This window comes from Bacillus pretiosus (assembly GCF_051294775.1).
GTDB lineage: Bacteria > Bacillota > Bacilli > Bacillales > Bacillaceae_G > Bacillus_A > Bacillus_A wiedmannii.
In genome coordinates this window covers 1452249-1470205 of record NZ_JBPPHF010000002.1, presented here as the reverse complement: position 1 = coordinate 1470205, position 17957 = coordinate 1452249, and the positions used below count along the sequence as shown (strand labels likewise).

Sequence of the window (17957 nt, the reverse complement as noted above, 5' to 3'; positions counted from 1 at the left end):
ATTTTATAGATAACGAAACCATTAGTTAACATAAAACAATTATATTCTACTAAAAATCACAAGTATTTAATATCCAATTACCTATTATTACTTCCTTGCTATTATATATTTCCAAGTCTTGTTAACCTAGACAGGATACCTTTACTACTATTGATTGCTTTACATATCACTACTATTTTATTAGCTAAAAAATCAGGCATGAATACGTACGCTCATTATATAGGTATTATCGTTACTCTAGTTGCCTTCTTTCCTTATATAGTAATCGTTCTACATATTATAGCAGCCGTTTTCCTTTTATTAGATGCTGCTTCTACTACTAAAAAGGAAGTTTTTAATTCATAGCAAAATCAACAGCACATCCCCAGAATAGATTCACATGCATTTTAATTACAACCAAAATTTAAGAAAGTAAAAAATAAAAGGTTTCTTCACATATGGAAAACACCTTTTATTTCTACAACTCTTAACTATTATTTTTCGTATTTCTACTCTCCAAAACTTTCTCCATATTATGAGTTGCCCACTCCATCATTAATAGAATCATTGGACGTAGTGATTCACCAAGCTCCGTTAACGAATATTCTACTTTTGGCGGCACTTCACGGTATACTTCACGATGTATAATGCCATCTGCTTCAAGTTCTCTCAGCTGCAGTGTTAACATTCTTTGTGTGATATTAGGTTTTAATCTTTTTAATTCATTAAATCTCTTTGTACCATCTAATAAATGATACAAAATAACCCCTTTCCATTTTCCGCCAATAACCTCAACCATAGCTTCCACTGGACAAGAATATTTATTTAAAAATGGGTAATTTATATTATTTTCGTTTGAACAATCCATCATAAGTCCCTTCCCTTACCAATAGTATCTTTTTTGATACTATAACACATAAATGTGCGTACTTGTATCTATGTTACTTTAAAAATATAATTTACTTACAAAAATAAATTAATGAAAAGAGGAACTTTTATGACAAATACAAAACAAATTACAAAAGAGAAAATTATGGAGACTTTCCATTTCAGACATGCATGTAAAGAGTTCGATCCTATGCACAAAATTTCAGAAGAGGATTTTCATTTCATTTTAGAAACAGGCAGATTATCTCCTTCTTCTTTTGGTTATGAACCTTGGAAATTTATTGTCGTACAAAATAAAGAATTAAGAGAAAAACTACAACCGTATTCATGGGGCGCTGGTGGGCAACTGGCAACAGCTAGTCACTTTGTCATTGTTCTTTCAAGAAATATTAAAGATATGCATTATGATGCAGAGTATATTAAACATATGATGAACGATATTATTGGATTACCTGAAGACACTCAAAAAATTAGATATGAATTCTTCAAAAAATTCCAGGAAACAGATTTTAACTTATTACAATCCGATCGTGCTGTATTTGATTGGGCATCTAAGCAAACTTATATTGCTTTAGGTAATATGATGACGAGTGCAGCTCAAATCGGCATTGATTCTTGTCCAATAGAAGGATTTGATAAAGAGAAAATAGATTCTTTACTTCGTCAAGAAGGCATTATAAAAGACGATAATCTTGAAGTATCTGTTATGGTTGCCTTTGGTTACCGTAAAGAAGAGCCAAAGCGTGATAAAACAAGACAAACTATGGATACAATTGTTGAATGGATTAAGTAATATAGCACTCACAAATAAAACTCCTTCTAGCTAAATACTTATTCTATTGAAGAATCAGTTGTTTTTCTAATGTATGAAATTGATTTTTCATGGAAAGATATGTTAGTATGTATACAGTTTGAGCGCTCTATTTTTTAGAGTCGAACAGGAGGAGAATGGATATGTCTGATATTGAAGTTGGCGAAGTGTTTACTCTCAGTGATGAGAATAATGAGGATCAGGAAGTAGAAGTACTCGGAGCGATGGATGTCGAAGGCGCAGAATATATTGCAGTTGCCTTCGTAGAAGACATTCAAACAGAATCTGAGGAAGACATTGATATTTTCTTTTTAAAAGTAGAAGAAGATAATGAGTTTTCATACATTGAAAATGATGAAGAGTTTGATAAAGTATCTGCTGCTTTTGATAAAATTTTGGACGAGCAAGAGCAAGAATAATAAGAATGAAAAACACGAGGGTGGATGCATATCCGCCCTCTTTTTATTTATCACTCACCCAAAGACTTATGCAACAATTCCAGTACATCTTTCATCACAAAAGGCCCGTCTTTTTTCACATGCTCAGCGAATTCAGAAACGAGACGTAATGTTCTTACACTTTCAATTGGATGCTCGCCTGATGCACTTTCAGCAGAAAGCATAACTGCATTCGTTCCGTCCAGTACAGCTTGAAACACATCAGTTACCTCAGCCCTTGTTGGAATAGAATGATCTACCATTGATTGAAGCATTTGTGTCGCTGTAATAACATATGTATTCGTTCGATTACATTCCTGAATCATCATTTTCTGCAAGAGCGGAATAAATTGATACGGCAACTCTACTCCTAAATCACCCCTTGCAATCATAATTCCGTCTGCTTCTTTACATATATCTTGAAAATTCTCGATCGCTTCCATCGTTTCTATTTTGGCAATTACATTAGGTGATGTTTCTTTATACTGTTGTATAAAATCTCGTATTTCTTTTATTTGACTAGGTTTCCGTACGAAAGAACATGCGATAAAATCAACATCCTCTTCTAAAAGAAACTGAATGTCTTTTTTATCTTTCTCTGTAATAGCTGGTAAACTAACGATTGCCCCTGGTAAGTTCACCCCTTTATGAGATGAGATATTACCACCTGTTTTGACCTTTGTTTCTATTTTATCCGCGCTTACCGTTTCAACGATTAACTCAACTTCTCCATCATTAATTAAAATTCTACTTCCAACTTTCACATCATTCGTGATTCCTTCATAATCAACACTTGCTTCTCTATTGCTCCCTGTAACTGCTTGCGTATGTAAAATAAAAGAATCTCCCGCCTGAAGTGTAATTTGTTCTCCTTTTACTTCACCTAACCTTATTTTAGGACCTTGTACATCGCCTAAAATTTTAATAGAATCGTCTAACGATTTGACTAAACGAATGATGTCTTTATGACTTTCATGCGTGCCATGTGATAAATTCAAGCGCACTATTTTCATACCATTGTTTATTAACTGCGCTAACGTTTCTTTATTATTACTTGCTGGCCCAATTGTACAAACTCGATCGATTGTCATTTTTATCACCATCCTTTTTCGTTAGGTTTCCCATAAACTTTACTTACACTCTCAATACAAAAAAGCCTACTTCCACAGTAGGCTTTTCAAACTACGAAAGTTTCGTTAATAACTGAGTTAAATCTTTTTTCGTTTTCGTCGTTAATGATTTCATTTTATTAATATCTATCTTTTCTTTCTCCGCTCCTATAATTAACGGATACATACTTTGTCCGATTGTTTTATATTCAGCTGGGTGAGATGCTTCTAACTCTTTCTCGATTACATCCCACTTTTCATTAATTTGTTTTCCAAGTTTATTTACTGTTTCTAATTTCGGATTTGCAGCTAATTGCTTGTCTAAACTATCAACTAATGCAGCAACTTCTTTTACATTTGTTTTCACAGCTACGCTTTTCTTCGGATCTTTCGTTGTTTTTCCGTTTGAGTTTGTACTTGTACTTTGATCTGTTGTTTTTCCGCTAGTCGTTTCGTCATTCGTTTTTCCTGTCGTCTCTTTTTCTTTTGTTTTCACATTCTCATTTTGAGATGACGTTTTACCGTTACTCTCTGTTCCTGATGATTCTTTCGTATTTTTTGCATCCTTATCTGTTTTTTCATTTGAAGAAGTATTTGTATCTTTTTCAGTATCTTTCGTTGTTTTTGACGTCTCATCCGCACTTGTCGTTTTTGATTCTCCTTCATTTTGCGCTGTTACTTGCTCTTTCTTTTCTGTCTCTTTATCTGCTGAAGGACTACAAGCTGCCATAGTAAGCATTGTACCAATTGTTATCGATGCGATAGCGACCTTTTTCATTTTCATATAAATCCCCCTATGTTTACTTTATTTATCCTCCCCTTTACGATTCGATTTCCCCTTAAAAAATCCCTTTTCACATGAATTACCATCTTTCCGACAGTAATCTTCATAATAATACGTACAAAAACTGATAAACTCATTTGAATATTCGAGTTTCTTCTACTTCATTTTTCTTCTCTGTAGTAAAAGAAAAAGAGTATATTGTCAAATGAAGAATTACTATCTTCATATGACGATATACTCTCCTATCAAATTTTTATCTTTCTTGACATTTTATTTAAACAAAAAAATAAAATTTTCTTTTATTTTTTTGTTTCTCAACAATTGTTAACATAATATATTTATGAGTAACCACCGTTCGAATGAATGACTTGCCCCGTAATCCATTTTGCTTCTTCACTTACTAAAAAAGAAATTAAGCGTGCTGCATCTGACGGTTCTCCTACTTTACCTTGTGGGAACTTCCATACTAAATGATGCTTCAGCTCCTCTGTAATCCATCCTGTATTCGTCGGTCCTGGATCAACAGCATTCACTGTAATCCTCTTCTCCATCGCAACTGGTGCTACTGATTTTGTAAATGCTTCAATTGCTCCTTTCGTTGCTGCGTATGCTAGTTCATCAGGCATTGGCCCTAGTGACTGTCCTGAAGTAAGGTTAATAATACTTCCATTCGTTTTCAGTGCATAATGTTTTATAAATAATGAACTTAATTGCATAGTAGCGCGGACATTTACTGTATAATGTTTATCTAGCTGTTCTACATTTAATTCTTCAATTCTTGTATGTGTAGAATACGCTGCATTATTAATTAAAATAGATGGATCACCTAAACGTTCTGAGACCATATAAAACAAACGATTTGGCGAATACGACTGCGATAAATTGATTTCTGCCATTTCACATCGAACACCTAAACTTTCAATCTCCTCTTTCAACAAAAAGGGCTCTTTGTCATGCATTCCCCACGGCATCACTTTATCATACTGAGACCAGTACGTGAAAAAAACGTCTATCCCTTTTTGAGCAAGCACCTTGCATACAGCTGCACCAATTCCATTCAGACGAGTTGCCCCTGTTACAATTGCTATTTTCTTCACCTTTTCTCCTCCATCTATGGATAAATCCCCTGCACGAATACAGAGGATCTATCTTTTTATTCAATATTTGATAATATGCGTTCTGCACCTAATTTTAAAATTTTAATGAAGATATAATTTACAATCGTAAACATTACAAATAAAACGATAAACATAACCCACAGTCCTACTTGAAGGAAGAAGTATAATAGACTTACTCCCGCTACAATAACTAAAGCTATAAAAATATTAGCTAAAAAATTCCACAATGTTGTATAGCGGCTCTTAAATAATTTCTGCTCTGTATCCCAATGTATATCTGCTGTTTGTGCATCCCAGCGTGTACCAATTAAATTAATTAACAGTAAACCGTTCGCACTTAGTAAAAACCACAGTAACATGAATACAGGAGAAATCCCCGCTACAACTGCCATCGTAATACCGAATACTGCTAAAATAATTACATTAATTAACCAAGCAGTGATCGCTTTCGCAAAAAAGATATCCGAAGCTTTTACAGGTAAATAACGATTCACAAACCAAGAGCTTCCATCACGTGAAAATGATGTTGTTGCGATAACGTTACTTCCCATTAAAAATAACGATGCACAAAGTCCTACACCAATCGCCAATCCTGCTGATTTTGGGTTATCAATATACCCTGTAATCCATTTTAAATTCCCATCTTGCACGAATAAAACAAAGAATAACATAATCGGCATAACGAAAGTTTGTATGATACAATTTAAGAAAAATTGCGGTGTACGGAATAACGTTTTAAATTCTTTTTTCACATACGCTTTTAAATGTGAACTTTGTACCGTTGATTTTTGTAAACCTTCTGCTGAAATGACCTCTTTTTTTGCTGTACTAGTTGAAAGTCCAATAACCCCTTTTAAATATGTACGCTCTGCAATGTAATAAAACAACACAAAAAATACAAATGAAATAAGTGCAAAGATTATTACGTATAAAGGTCCCTTCCAATTTACATTTTCTACTAACGCCACTGCTCCAAAATATGTAGTTGGAAAATAATTTGTCATTTGTACTAAAAGAGAAGATTGGTTGTTCGCAAGATAATTCGTAAGCGCATCTTCAGAAAACGAGCTTTTATTTTTCCACTGTAAAAATACATTAATTCCTACAATAAATAGTATACTTACGATTCCAATAAATATATTGCCTCGATCTTTGTTTTTCGCTATATTTGTATACCTCATAATAACTGTCATCAGTAATGAAGCTAATACTAACGGCACAATCGGGAAGAGTAAGTAAATAAAAATCATGTATATATAATATGTAATAAATGCGCTACTTTTTAACCCGTACGTAATAAAGATTGGTAATAAAATAAATGAACTCATTACGTATTGTGTAATTAATACCGTTAAAAATTTTGCCGAAATAATTTGTGCTGGTTTTAATGGTAATGGCAATAACATTTCAATGTCATTACTGTAGTAAAATACAGTTAAAATGTTCGTTATACTCATTAAAAATACCCATATACTCGCAATCGCAAGTCCCATTGCGATAATCATTCCTGGGTCTTGCCCTAAATGTTTCATACCCTCATACATTCCGTGCGTCATCGAACCAAATATTAAAAAGCCAACAAATAAAATGGCTGCAAATGAAAATACATACGCCCATCGCTTCTTCTTATCTGTTATGAAATCTGCATAATTTAATTTCAATAATACTTTCGTTAACGTCCAAATTTTACTCATTGCCCGTCATCTCCAAGAACATTTTTTCAAGTGATTCATTGGATTTAAAATGATCTCTCATTTCATCTAAATTCCCTTTGAACTGCAAATTCCCCTTATTAATAATCGCAACGCGGTCACATATTTTTTCCGCTACTTCTAATACGTGTGTAGAGAAAAATACAATCTTTCCTTTATCCGCATGTTCTCTCATCATTTCTTTTAAAATATATGCAGATTTCGGATCAAGCCCCGTTAATGGTTCATCTAAAATCCATACATCTGGCTCATGCACGAGCACACCAATAATAACGATTTTTTGTCTCATACCGTGCGAGTAACTTTGAATTTGATCCGATAACGCATTGTAAAGATCAAATTTCTTTGCTAAAGACTCGATTCGTTCTTGGCGTACTTCTTTCGGCACTTCATACATATCTGCCATAAAGTTTAAATATTCAATTCCCTTTAAACGTAAAAACATATCTGGACTATCTGGAACATAACCAAACGTCTTTTTCGCTTCCATCGGATTTTTCATAATATCTATACCGTTAATCGTAATCGTCCCTTTGTCCACCCCATGAATACCAGTAATCATCTTAATTGTCGTTGATTTACCCGCACCATTCGGCCCTAAAAATCCAAAGATTTCTCCGCTAGGCACAGATAAACTTAAATCTTTTACTGCATAGGTAGACCCATTATAACTTTTTGACACATTCGTAATTTCAATCATTCCATCCAATCCTTTCCTTAATTACCAAATAACTATATTAATATTATAGCATACTTCTATTTTTAGATTTTTATATTTTTTCAGTTTTTTAACCTTTAAAATAAATATACACGCCTAATCCAACGATTAAAACGACAGCTAATATAATATAAATCATCGTCAGCCGTTTAATATTCCCTTTTGTCGCTTTACTATAATTCGCATCACCATTTCGCCCAATTAACACCGTCGCCACTACAGTAATGACTACAAGTAATACAACGATCATGATCCAAGTTAACATGCCTTCCTCCCCCTCCTTACAACCATTTTACAATATTATCCTCTTTATTTCGCAGTATATTTCCTCTTTTTACTATTATTATGAAAAGAATTGGAAAACTATTATTACTATACATTTTCATATGTGATATATTTATAACATAACGTGTTTTATTTCTAACACTGAAAGGAGAATCTATCGTGAAAACAACTTGGATAAAATATTTAGGATTTCTCGGTTTCTTCGGTTTCCTCGGCTTTTTTTATGAAAAAGGATTGTTTACTATGTTTTGTTTCTTCTCCTTTTTCACAACGTATAGAACGGTTCAACACGATGAACTATTTGAACAAATCGTCAATAAATCGTGCCGCAATGCCTTTATCGTTACATTACTAACGACCGCTATCATTATGTTTATTGAAATGTTATTTCCAAACCCGGCGCTACAAGAGATTGATATCGCTCTTATTTTCAGCACACTCATTCTTACGTTCGGCTTCTCTATGTTCTTTTATGATAAACCTGTTGATGAAATGGAAGATGCGCCATGGCGTTCGTAACGAGAATAAAAGAATACCGCGCCAAATCGAACATGACACAAGAAGATTTAGCGAAAACTGTTGGTGTACGTCGTGAAACGATAAGCCATCTCGAAAAAGGAAAATACAACCCTTCCTTACAACTCGCTCACGATATAGCGAAGGCACTTCATAGTACGATTGATGAGATTTTTATTTTTGAGGATTAATTAAGGACACAAAATCACATAAAAATACCGGCATCCTTCCCATGAAGAATGCCGGTACTTCTCATTTATCAACCATACAAAACAGCATGAAATACGCCTAACAGTAAGTATTGATCTTCTATATAATTTTCATCATATACATCCATCTCGATATAATACATATCTTCCTCAAGACGAATATTCCAATCTGCGATTACATAGCCGTTTCGTAATAACTTTCCAAGCCCAATTGAAGTTTTGTGAACAACATATTCTTCTCCCTTATATGTAAAAGTAAATAAGAAATTTGCATCTAATAACTTTCCGTCACATACAAGTATTTCATGCTCTGCATCATTATTATCGATGTACGTTACTAAAATCCTTCTTTGACGCTGCCTACTTACATCCTTTGCAATGACACGAATATTGTCTTTACTATCCTTTATTTCATAAATGATATTACTACCGACTTTCGGAATGAAGTCTAGCACTTTCATCAACGCATTTTTATAATAGCCCCGTACTACGCCTACTCCTTCGCTTCCATTGTAAACCTCTATTGAAGTCGTATCCGCTTTACTATCACACAGTCGTTTATAAGAAAGCTGCATCATTCGCTCACCTCTTAAGTACTGATCAAACGTCACAGGATATTCTATCGCGCGCAGCTCCTTATTGAGCTCATTCAAATAACGCCCAACGCTTTCTACTAATACTGTAGTGGATATACGCTCTTGAAGTTCAAATTGCTGCCAACTGGAAGCAACTCTCCACTGATCTTCCTCTTCATATAAGAATCCGAGAATTACTTCCTCACGGTTACTCGTTTCATAATTCAACTGTTCGTTCTTCCCATGTTGCACTTGTTCCATCCACTGTCCTAAATAAATGCCGAGCTCTGCGACCTTCATACATGACTTTTGAAAAAGTACTCTGTCACCCACATGAATCGTTAAATCCCCTTCAATAAAGCCATTTGCATAAGCAGCATACCGTGGCTCATCTTTCTGCGGAATACTTTTGTCTAACTCAAATAAAAACGTTAACATCTTTCACTCACCTCTAGTTATTACACCGATCGTACCTATAAATTGAACGCAACTCAAATTATATCGACACGATTAAAATGAAACTACCTTTTCTTCCGCCACTTCCACAATTTCTAAAATTTGTAGCAGGCTCTCCACTTCATAAGTCGGCTTAACATCTGTCTTATTTTCTTTCAAACTTGGATTATACCAACACGTATCAATGCCGTAATCTTCTCCGCCTTTCATATCAGAAGTTAGCGAATCTCCGACCATTAGTACACTTGATTTATCAGTAATCCCAAACTTCTCAAATGCATAATCAAAAATCTCACACGCTGGTTTTTGATGACCAACCTCTTCTGAAATAATAATATGATCAAAGAAGTTACATAAAGGCGAATTTCCAATTCTCGATTGTTGCACCTTCGTATATCCATTCGTAATAATACCTAACTTGCAATCTTGTAGTTTCTCACATAATTGTACTGCACCTTCTATAAGATGTACTTCTTTCCCTAAGTTTTCAAGGTATACATCACTAAATTGCTGCGCATCTACTTCTATATTATGCAGTGCAAATAATTGTCTAAATCGATCTACCGCTAATTCACTTAGTGTAATCATTTTATTTTCTAAATCTCTCCATAATCCATTACTAATCTCTTTATAACTTGCAAGATAATCATCATACCCTGTAGGCATGCCAAACTGTACAAACGCGTTATGTAATGCGTTTCTTTCCGTCTCAGGAAAATCTAATAATGTATCATCTACGTCGAATAATATAACTTTGTATTTCATTATGCTCTCCTCAACTAGTACGTTATTTACAACTTGTATTTTCTCATTAATCGTCTCTTAAGTCGAACTTTTTTCCTTTACGAATAATAGCTGTACAGCAATCTTAAAGTTGTTTCAGACACACGAATCATGTTATTCAAAAATAATTAATTGTGAAAATACTATAAATTTGAGATAATTTGGATAATGAATCCAATTTTAAAAAAGGGAATACAGGAATAGAAAGGGGCGGAAAGACATAGTAAATTCATGGGGAAGACCTAAAATACAAATCCCAAAAACAAAAAGTGAATGGGTTGGAGATATCATTGGATATTCATTATTCTTTGGATCAATCATTTTTTTGATTATCATTTGGGGAAGATTACCCGAGGAAGTACCCACACATTATAACGCATATGGGGCTGTAGATCGCTGGGGATCAAAGTGGCAACTTTTGCTTCTACCAGGAATTGGGGCATTCATACTCCTTTTAATGCAAACTTTAGAAAAGTTTCCAGAAGTTCATAACTACCCACAAAGACTGAATGAATCGAATGCTCCGCTGTTTTATTTAAATAGCAGAAAAATGCTTAATCAATTAAAAAATGTCTGTTTACTTATTTTTGCTTTCATCCAATTTGAAACAATTTCAATAGCTTTAGATTGGAGCGGCGGTTTCGGAAAATTATTTTTACCGATATTGTTAATTGGGACAGTTATTCCAATTGTCATAGGAATAATAAGACAACGAAAAATTTCATAATAGAAACAGGAGGCTAATACAATTAGCCTCCCTCCTCATTATTTATCCTCTAGCAATAACACTTTCATGTCTTCTAACGACTCTTTCGTATAGCCAAGTGCTTTTTCAGCATACGCTTCAACTGAACCGTATTGCTTTTTCACTTCATCAATCGCAGCTTGTAAATATTCAGCGCGCGCTTCAAACATTGCACCTAATATCGCTCTACTTTCATCGTTTTGAAGTTTTGCACCTAAAAAAGCCATCATTTTTTCATTTAATTTTTCACGGAAGCCGTTACTTAGTAAATAGTCTTCCATTACTGTTTTTTCCGGTACACCTAGTAAAAGTAATAATAGTGCTGATCCGAATCCAGTACGGTCTTTTCCAGCTGTACAGTGGTTTACTAACGGTAAGTTTTCTGGGTTTTGTGCTAAGTTTAAGAAGCTCACGAATGCTTCATTACCACTTACGAAATCTTGATTCATTTTCACAAGATACTCGCCTGGTTTCCCTAACATAGAAAGGTCACCAACTTGGAAAAATTCATTTATGTTCAAGTCTTTTGCCAAGTCTTGCATAACTGGTAAGCACACTTGACGAGCACCCGTAATCTCTGGATTCGGCTTATGCTTCACTTCAAAATCTGTACGGTAGTCACAAATTAACTTTAAGCCAGACTTTTGTAAATAGTCTATATCCCACTCTGTTAGTCCTGCTAATTCTTCAGAACGGTACAACTTGCCCCATTTTACTTTACGGCCTTCAGTCGTTTCATATCCTCCCATATCACGGAAGTTAAACGCGCCTTGTAATGGCAATCTACGCTCAGCTACTGTCACTGCTTGTCCATTACTTCCTACTAGTCTAAAATATGGACGTTCAGTTTCACTCGGGTTTTGAACTGTACATGATGATTCTCCATTTACCGTTGCAAGTAATTCTCCCGTTTCTTCAATATGCTCTGGTGAAGTACTCCAGTAAATGCGAACTTCTTCTATATTATTTTCCCACTTTATATATAACGTATTGTCTTCATTTCTTTCTACAGTTGCTTGTAACCAATTTCTTTGCTGCTCCATTCTTTCACCAACACTTTCTCGTATAATCGAATCTTTCTCTATTGTATTATAGGAATATCTATTTTGTCGTTCTCATTTTTCTTTTTATCTTACAAACAGGCTAGAAGTTCTTTTACTTGTTCAAAATTTGTACACGGATTCCCGTTAAACAAGTTCAAGAACCTTTTCCCCCTCCTAAAACCTTCTCACATATCGCTCAGTACAACTTAATAACTGACATCCATTCTTTTCAAAAACATCCTTCATCCACTCATTTTGTACATTTGTCTCGTCAATATAATAAGATGCGCCTATTTCTTTTAAGACAAACATTGCCCCTGTAAAGAACGCTGCTTCATACCCTTTATTTCGCATATTTGGAGCAACTGCGAAATACATTAGTTTTCCTTCTTCTAACGTACCACTCTCAATATGTGGGATTACAATTCCTACCGGCTCTTCATCGACACTCGCTGTTAAACAATGCTCTTTCCATTGCTCACCAATTTCTTGTAGCATCATATGTACAAAGTGATCATAATCGATTTGTTCTCCCGTCACTTCATTCCACAGTGAATAAAAAGCGTCTTCGCCTATCTCTTCAATAAGCTTAAAATCAATCTCACTTTCGACACCTTCTACTTCATATATATCCTTAAATACAATCATGTTTTCAGTAGCATATTCAAATGAATACGTTTCGAAAGATTTCTTATATACATCATAATTTGGGCTTTTTGAAGAAATTTCAAAATGTAAGTTTTCTATTCCCTCTTTTTCAGCCTCAGCAACGCAATACTGCACTATTTCTTCTAATTGCTCTTCTGTAAAAAGCTCTGCATTATTTTCTTTTATCATAATAGAAGAAGCATTTCTTCTTATTTTAAAATGTTTTTCTAACTGTTCTATAGTCATCATATACTTCCCTCATCTATGTCATACTCGAATTTCTACTTGTTCTCCTTGCATGAGCAGGATTGTCCTTGAATATATAGAATACTAGAAAACATCGCATCTTTAAAGTGCGGAGGAGGTTCTCCATTGGATATTACAACGTTACAACAACAGTTAGAGCTTATACAACAAAATGACTATACGCAACTGCAACATATAGATATAAATGAGTTAACACTCAACATGCTTCAGTATATCGGAACGACTGATAGTTACGTTCGTTACCAACTTATATATAAATGTTTTGCACATTTCATTCATCATGAATTCCTTATGGATGATCAGCTGAAATTACTTTTACAAACTTGTTTAAGTGATGAGTATTTATATTGTGACATTTACTCCCCGCATACAGATGGGGTTTTCACACGTTCTTATACTGTTTCGTTACTTGCGTTAATACTCCAATTCGCTAACTCGCACTACTTTTTTACAGAAGAGGATATCGAAGAAATAAAAAACAAACTCATTACATACACAAACTTAGAAACAGATTTCCGAGGCTATATTGAAAATAAAGGATGGGCTCATTGTCTTGCCCACGTATCTGATGCCTTTACTGAAATTGTTCACAATTCCTATACGACTTTTGAGTGGTATGAAGAATTAATTCATTGTTTATTGAATAAAATCTTCATTCCATCTGACCTTTTTCATAATAATGAAGATGAACGAATTGTTACACCGTTACTATCGATGCTATATCATGATTTTCCGCAAGATGAGTTAATTTCAATTATTTATAAAAAAATAAAAAGGCTTCCTCAAATTAGAAAACGCCTTTCGCTTAATGAGTATTGTATATTATGTGCCAACATTAAAACCTTTTTACGCACATTATTTTTCAGAACGAAAGATGATCATAACTTAGCCTATACAGCACGTAAAACAGAAAGAATGTTAAAAGAACTTCCTAACTATTATTAAAAGCAAGGAGAAATAACATGGGTTATATTGAAGACATGAGAAATTTAGTAGGAAACCATCCACTTATTTTAATAGGTTCACACGCCATTATATTAAATGAGAAAAATGAAATATTACTGCAGCTACGTACAGATTTTAACCGCTGGGGCATTATTGGCGGCGCCTTAGAATATAACGAAACGTTAGAAGACGCTTTAAAGCGAGAAGTATATGAGGAAACTGGACTTATTATTAAAAATCCAGTTTCCGTACATACTCAGGACCAGATTTCTTTCAAATCTATCCAAACGGCAATCAAGTACACGGTGTACTCGTTGTTTATATTTGCCGCGAATTCAATGGCGAACTTGTATGCGACCAAACGGAATCGAAAGAACTACGCTTCTTTCCGCTAGATGAGTTACCTAGTAATCTTTCTTCTGTTATTGAGAGGATTGTTACTGACTTTCAGAATTCGAATTGAACCATTAATATAGTCAAGATGAGATTCACCTTGACTATATTTTTATTTATTATCCTTATTTAACTCTTGTACAATATCCCTTTTTCCTATTCTATTAGCAAAAGGTAGAAAAATAATAAGGACTATTCCAAACATCCCCGCTATTACCGTTACGATAAGTTTGAAATTAAAAAATAAAGGTGTACGATCTATTATACTTACCATATAGGTTAATAATGTTCCTATCACAACGCCTAGCACTATTCCAATAAGTACATATAATATAACTTGCGTCAAAATAACTTGTAAAATCCCCTTTTTCTTAACTATTATTGCTCGTAAAATGGCAAACTCTTTTCTTTTAGATTGAATATTATTTATAAGTGTATTACATACCCCTAATGTTACACTTAACAAAATTACTATAATAACAACAATGAAGATGGACCATCTTTGCTGAAACATTAAATTAGATTGTTTTAACGATTGGGTATAACTACTTATTTTTAATTGTGGATATTGACCTTTTAATTCCTTTAATTGCTCCAACGTCTCTCTCTCATTATTTGAACTAATAAATGCACGCTCAAAAACTGTATAATCTTGTTTATATGTTACATTACTCCAATCCATAAGTACCGCAGGAGAATTCGGTAGCTCATTAACAATTAACCCAATTTCCACCTTACTAGTCGGTCTAACTTTTTGTTCCTGTTCTGAAAATAGACCCAATTGAACGCTATCACCTACATGAAGTTTATACCGCTCTGCTAACTCTTCGGTAATAATTATACTATTCTCCAAATTCGCAGGTACTTCTGGCAGTAATCCTTGCTTTTCCATTTCTTTCAAATCACCTAAATTATAGTCAAAAGTAATATATTTTTCACCTTGCTTTAATTCTGCAAGTGAGTTCGTACTAATTGTACTAGCTCCTTCTACACTACTTATTTCTTTAAATATATTTTGTATATGAGGTGAGGAAATTGTTGAATCATTATTCAAACGATTTTCTACAACAATATGTGTTGGAAATTCTCGTTTTAAATATCTTTCATTATTTTTTTGCATCGTTTTAAATATAGTGGATCCGAAGACAACTATCACCATCATTGTACTTATCATTAAGATAACAAATGTATTTTTCCTTACTTGCGGAATTACATTTTTAATAGCAACAAATGTATTCCTTCCAAATATTTTTTTCATTATAGGTAGACATGCTATTAATATCGAAGAAAGATAAATAGGAAATAATATATACACCCCTAAAACAAGAAATATAGACCCTATTAATATCACTATCGCCTGCGTATCTCCCGTATTTGCTACAAATCCACCTAAAACAGTTAAAAATATGCTACTAATTAAAAGGAATTTCCCCATCATACTGCGTGTTTTTTTATTAGAAAAGTCGGATTCCTCATTTTCGCGCATAAGCTTTACTGGCAATATTTTCGAACTTCTGTATGAAGGATATAACATAAACAATTCAATAAAAAAGATACTACAAATCATTGTTACAATTGCTATTTCATAGTCGAAACTCATTGTATTAATTTGAAAAGCAAATACATGCTCTAGCCAACTTTGTAAAAAACGGTTACTTATTACAGCTAGTAACAAACCAAATATTCCACCAAAGAAATTAATTACACTACATTGAATAAATATAACTTTAAACATTTGTTTCGTTGTTGCTCCCATTGATCGCATAATAGCAAATTGACTTTTATATTTATATAAAAACACTTCAAAATTAGACATTAATAATAACGATGTAATAATAAGTATTAATACAGATACAATAACTATAAAAATATGTAATGACACTAAGTTACTTTTTAAAAACTCGTCTTCCTCCGCAATATCGATTCTTAATTCTTTGTCTATTTTATGAATTTGACTAGACAATGCTAGTACATCTGCATTCTCTTTTGCTTTTATCAACACATAAGTAGCCTCATTGTGTTTACCCGTTTTTTCATATACGTGCTGTTTCACCGCACCTTCCGATAAAACGAGTATGTCTGGAGCTGAACCTCCAGCTTCTATATCAGGTAAAACTTCTTTTACTACATAGAATTTATTTTCTATTTCAACCTTTTCCCCAACTTTTACTTGTAAAGTTTCCGCTAATCCATCATTTAATGTTACTTCTTCATTTGATAGATTTTTAGAGAAGTGATATCGACTTTTAGATAACGAATCATTTTGAACACCTACTGTATAAATAGTTGTATTCAATTTATCCACTTGAAAATGATTTACCAATACTTTTGACATGTATTCAATATTTTCTTGTTCCTTAATATTTTGTAGTAAAGATTTATCCATCAATTTATTTTGATCAGGGTTATATCCAACAGATAAATCCATATCTCCATATAAACTTTTAACTTCATTTATAACAGACTGTTTCGCATGACTCGAAAATACAATCATCGTAACAATTAGAGAAACAGCCAACATAACGCTAACTATAGAGGAAATAGCAGTAAATTTATTCATCTTAAAAAAGCGTAAACCTAATCCTCGTACTGATTTTATCATTTTGATTTCTCCATTAATTTTTTAAATTTATCTAAAATAATATTCATATCATTTACTCCATGAGAACACGTATAATCATCAACAACTTCTCCATTATGAAAGAAGAGAACCCGATCTGCATACGTAGCAATGTGAGGATCATGAGTAACAAGAATCATACTTTGATTAAATTTTTGTTTCATATCGACTAGTACTCGTAAAATATCATTAGACGTATTGAAATCTAAATTTCCAGTAGGTTCATCTGCAAGAACAATTGGAGGAGATGTTATTAATGCCCTACCAATTGCAACACGCTGTTGTTGTCCCCCAGAAAGCTGAACTGGTCGATGATTTCTCCAATTTACTAAACCAAGAACATCTAATATTTTATTTGTTTTTTCTCGTATCTCCTCTTCTGAATCAGTTGATAATATGAGGGGTAACGCAATATTTTCTTCTACAGATAAATCCTTTAATAAATGAAATGACTGAAATATAAATCCTATGTTATCCCGCCTGTACTCCGTTGCATATGGTTCAACAAACATATTTTTAGGGACTTCACCATTTACATATACGACTCCCTCATCAGGTTTGTCTAAAGCACCAAGTATGTTAAGCAATGTACTCTTCCCAGACCCACTCGTTCCCATTACAGCAAGGAGTTCTCCTTTATTTAACTCCAAAGATACATTTTGTAAAGCTCTAACATTTGTATCTACACTCTCATAAGTCTTACTTAAACCTTGAACTGCTAACACAATTTCACTCATCTTTATTCACCTCAACATGATTAAATGTTACTTCCTCCATCAGATTAACTTGAATTAAAATTTTTTCTTTTAAATTACTAGGTGGTACAATTTCTGTTCCTATTTGAACTAGCAACATTTTTAATTGGAGAATTGTAACCATTTCTATCCCTCCCTCACTCTATATTGGTAACAAATTT

The 17957-nt window shown here is 33.5% G+C and carries 21 protein-coding genes and 1 pseudogene; 8 read left to right on the top strand and 14 right to left on the bottom strand.

The features are described from left to right. Positions 1-69: 69 nt before the first annotated feature. Positions 70-345, top strand: coding sequence for a hypothetical protein (locus ACSG5Z_RS15845; RefSeq protein WP_435711776.1), 276 nt, complete (start codon positions 70-72; stop codon positions 343-345). Positions 346-466: 121 nt separating this feature from the next. Here ACSG5Z_RS15845 and ACSG5Z_RS15840 read toward each other — a convergent pair whose 3' ends face one another. After that, the gene (locus tag ACSG5Z_RS15840) at positions 467-847 is read right to left on the bottom strand and encodes a winged helix-turn-helix transcriptional regulator (RefSeq protein WP_000340656.1); all 381 of its coding nucleotides are present in this window, start codon (positions 845-847) and stop codon (positions 467-469) included. 129 nt (positions 848-976) lie between these two features. On the opposite strand from ACSG5Z_RS15840, the gene ACSG5Z_RS15835 reads away from it, so the two are divergent. Then, complete coding sequence (locus ACSG5Z_RS15835) at positions 977-1660, top strand: NAD(P)H-dependent oxidoreductase (protein ID WP_435711723.1); 684 nt, start codon at positions 977-979, stop codon at positions 1658-1660. Between the two features lie 155 nt (positions 1661-1815). Continuing rightward, positions 1816-2097, top strand: coding sequence for a DUF1292 domain-containing protein (locus ACSG5Z_RS15830; protein WP_002008111.1), 282 nt, complete (start codon positions 1816-1818; stop codon positions 2095-2097). A gap of 50 nt (positions 2098-2147) precedes the next feature. Here ACSG5Z_RS15830 and ACSG5Z_RS15825 read toward each other — a convergent pair whose 3' ends face one another. The 6 genes from ACSG5Z_RS15825 to ACSG5Z_RS15800 form a co-directional block, all read right to left on the bottom strand. Then, a complete protein-coding gene (locus ACSG5Z_RS15825) occupies positions 2148-3218 on the bottom strand; it encodes a pyruvate kinase (RefSeq protein ID WP_087984156.1) in 1071 nt (356 codons plus the stop codon). A 79-nt stretch (positions 3219-3297) separates the two neighbouring features. After that, positions 3298-4008 (bottom strand): hypothetical protein, encoded by a 711-nt coding sequence (locus ACSG5Z_RS15820; protein WP_435711722.1) that lies wholly within the window; start codon positions 4006-4008, stop codon positions 3298-3300. A gap of 338 nt (positions 4009-4346) precedes the next feature. Then, positions 4347-5105, bottom strand: coding sequence for an SDR family oxidoreductase (locus ACSG5Z_RS15815; RefSeq protein ID WP_435711721.1), 759 nt, complete (start codon positions 5103-5105; stop codon positions 4347-4349). 56 nt (positions 5106-5161) lie between these two features. After that, positions 5162-6820: a putative ABC transporter permease subunit gene (locus ACSG5Z_RS15810; RefSeq protein ID WP_435711720.1), complete on the bottom strand. Its 1659-nt coding sequence runs from the start codon at positions 6818-6820 to the stop codon at positions 5162-5164. Beyond that, positions 6813-7538 carry an ABC transporter ATP-binding protein gene (locus ACSG5Z_RS15805; protein WP_088122691.1) on the bottom strand — a complete coding sequence of 242 codons (726 nt, stop codon included), beginning with the start codon at positions 7536-7538 and terminating at the stop codon, positions 6813-6815. Before ACSG5Z_RS15805 ends, ACSG5Z_RS15810 begins: the two co-directional genes overlap by 8 nt. An 88-nt stretch (positions 7539-7626) precedes the next feature. Beyond that, positions 7627-7821, bottom strand: coding sequence for a hypothetical protein (locus tag ACSG5Z_RS15800; RefSeq protein WP_000958865.1), 195 nt, complete (start codon positions 7819-7821; stop codon positions 7627-7629). Positions 7822-8000: 179 nt separating this feature from the next. Here ACSG5Z_RS15800 and ACSG5Z_RS15795 point away from each other — a divergent pair, with 179 nt between their 5' ends. Together ACSG5Z_RS15795 and ACSG5Z_RS15790 are read left to right on the top strand one after the other, a co-directional pair. Next, a complete protein-coding gene (locus ACSG5Z_RS15795; RefSeq protein ID WP_033656368.1) occupies positions 8001-8360 on the top strand; it encodes a DUF2178 domain-containing protein in 360 nt (119 codons plus the stop codon). After that, positions 8348-8548: a helix-turn-helix transcriptional regulator gene (locus ACSG5Z_RS15790; protein ID WP_087984149.1), complete on the top strand. Its 201-nt coding sequence runs from the start codon at positions 8348-8350 to the stop codon at positions 8546-8548. The genes ACSG5Z_RS15795 and ACSG5Z_RS15790 overlap by 13 nt, the downstream gene beginning before the upstream one ends. A gap of 68 nt (positions 8549-8616) precedes the next feature. Here ACSG5Z_RS15790 and ACSG5Z_RS15785 read toward each other — a convergent pair whose 3' ends face one another. Together ACSG5Z_RS15785 and ACSG5Z_RS15780 are read right to left on the bottom strand one after the other, a co-directional pair. Next, entirely contained in the window at positions 8617-9579 is a 963-nt protein-coding gene (locus ACSG5Z_RS15785; protein WP_306007676.1) for a tubby C-terminal domain-like protein, read from the bottom strand. Positions 9580-9651: 72 nt separating this feature from the next. After that, positions 9652-10362, bottom strand: coding sequence for a YjjG family noncanonical pyrimidine nucleotidase (locus tag ACSG5Z_RS15780; protein WP_435711719.1), 711 nt, complete (start codon positions 10360-10362; stop codon positions 9652-9654). A gap of 271 nt (positions 10363-10633) precedes the next feature. Here ACSG5Z_RS15780 and ACSG5Z_RS15775 point away from each other — a divergent pair, with 271 nt between their 5' ends. Beyond that, positions 10634-11107: a DUF1648 domain-containing protein gene (locus tag ACSG5Z_RS15775; RefSeq protein WP_306298741.1), complete on the top strand. Its 474-nt coding sequence runs from the start codon at positions 10634-10636 to the stop codon at positions 11105-11107. A 38-nt stretch (positions 11108-11145) separates the two neighbouring features. Here ACSG5Z_RS15775 and ACSG5Z_RS15770 read toward each other — a convergent pair whose 3' ends face one another. After that, on the bottom strand, positions 11146-12168 hold the full coding sequence (locus ACSG5Z_RS15770) for a tyrosine-protein phosphatase (protein WP_435711718.1): 1023 nt from the start codon (positions 12166-12168) through the stop codon (positions 11146-11148). A gap of 174 nt (positions 12169-12342) precedes the next feature. Continuing rightward, the gene (locus tag ACSG5Z_RS15765; protein ID WP_435711717.1) at positions 12343-13065 is read right to left on the bottom strand and encodes a GNAT family N-acetyltransferase; all 723 of its coding nucleotides are present in this window, start codon (positions 13063-13065) and stop codon (positions 12343-12345) included. A gap of 123 nt (positions 13066-13188) precedes the next feature. On the opposite strand from ACSG5Z_RS15765, the gene ACSG5Z_RS15760 reads away from it, so the two are divergent. Continuing rightward, positions 13189-14028: a DUF2785 domain-containing protein gene (locus ACSG5Z_RS15760; RefSeq protein WP_088081922.1), complete on the top strand. Its 840-nt coding sequence runs from the start codon at positions 13189-13191 to the stop codon at positions 14026-14028. A 17-nt stretch (positions 14029-14045) separates the two neighbouring features. Then, positions 14046-14491: pseudogene (locus ACSG5Z_RS15755) on the top strand (NUDIX hydrolase). A gap of 42 nt (positions 14492-14533) precedes the next feature. Here ACSG5Z_RS15755 and ACSG5Z_RS15750 read toward each other — a convergent pair. The 3 genes from ACSG5Z_RS15750 to ACSG5Z_RS15740 are packed head-to-tail and all read right to left on the bottom strand — an operon-like array spanning position 14534 to position 17920. Next, on the bottom strand, positions 14534-17023 hold the full coding sequence (locus ACSG5Z_RS15750; protein WP_435711716.1) for an FtsX-like permease family protein: 2490 nt from the start codon (positions 17021-17023) through the stop codon (positions 14534-14536). Beyond that, the gene (locus ACSG5Z_RS15745) at positions 17020-17778 is read right to left on the bottom strand and encodes an ABC transporter ATP-binding protein (protein WP_088064055.1); all 759 of its coding nucleotides are present in this window, start codon (positions 17776-17778) and stop codon (positions 17020-17022) included. The genes ACSG5Z_RS15750 and ACSG5Z_RS15745 overlap by 4 nt, the downstream gene beginning before the upstream one ends. Continuing rightward, the gene (locus ACSG5Z_RS15740; protein ID WP_087984140.1) at positions 17771-17920 is read right to left on the bottom strand and encodes a hypothetical protein; all 150 of its coding nucleotides are present in this window, start codon (positions 17918-17920) and stop codon (positions 17771-17773) included. Before ACSG5Z_RS15740 ends, ACSG5Z_RS15745 begins: the two co-directional genes overlap by 8 nt. Positions 17921-17957 lie beyond the last annotated feature (37 nt).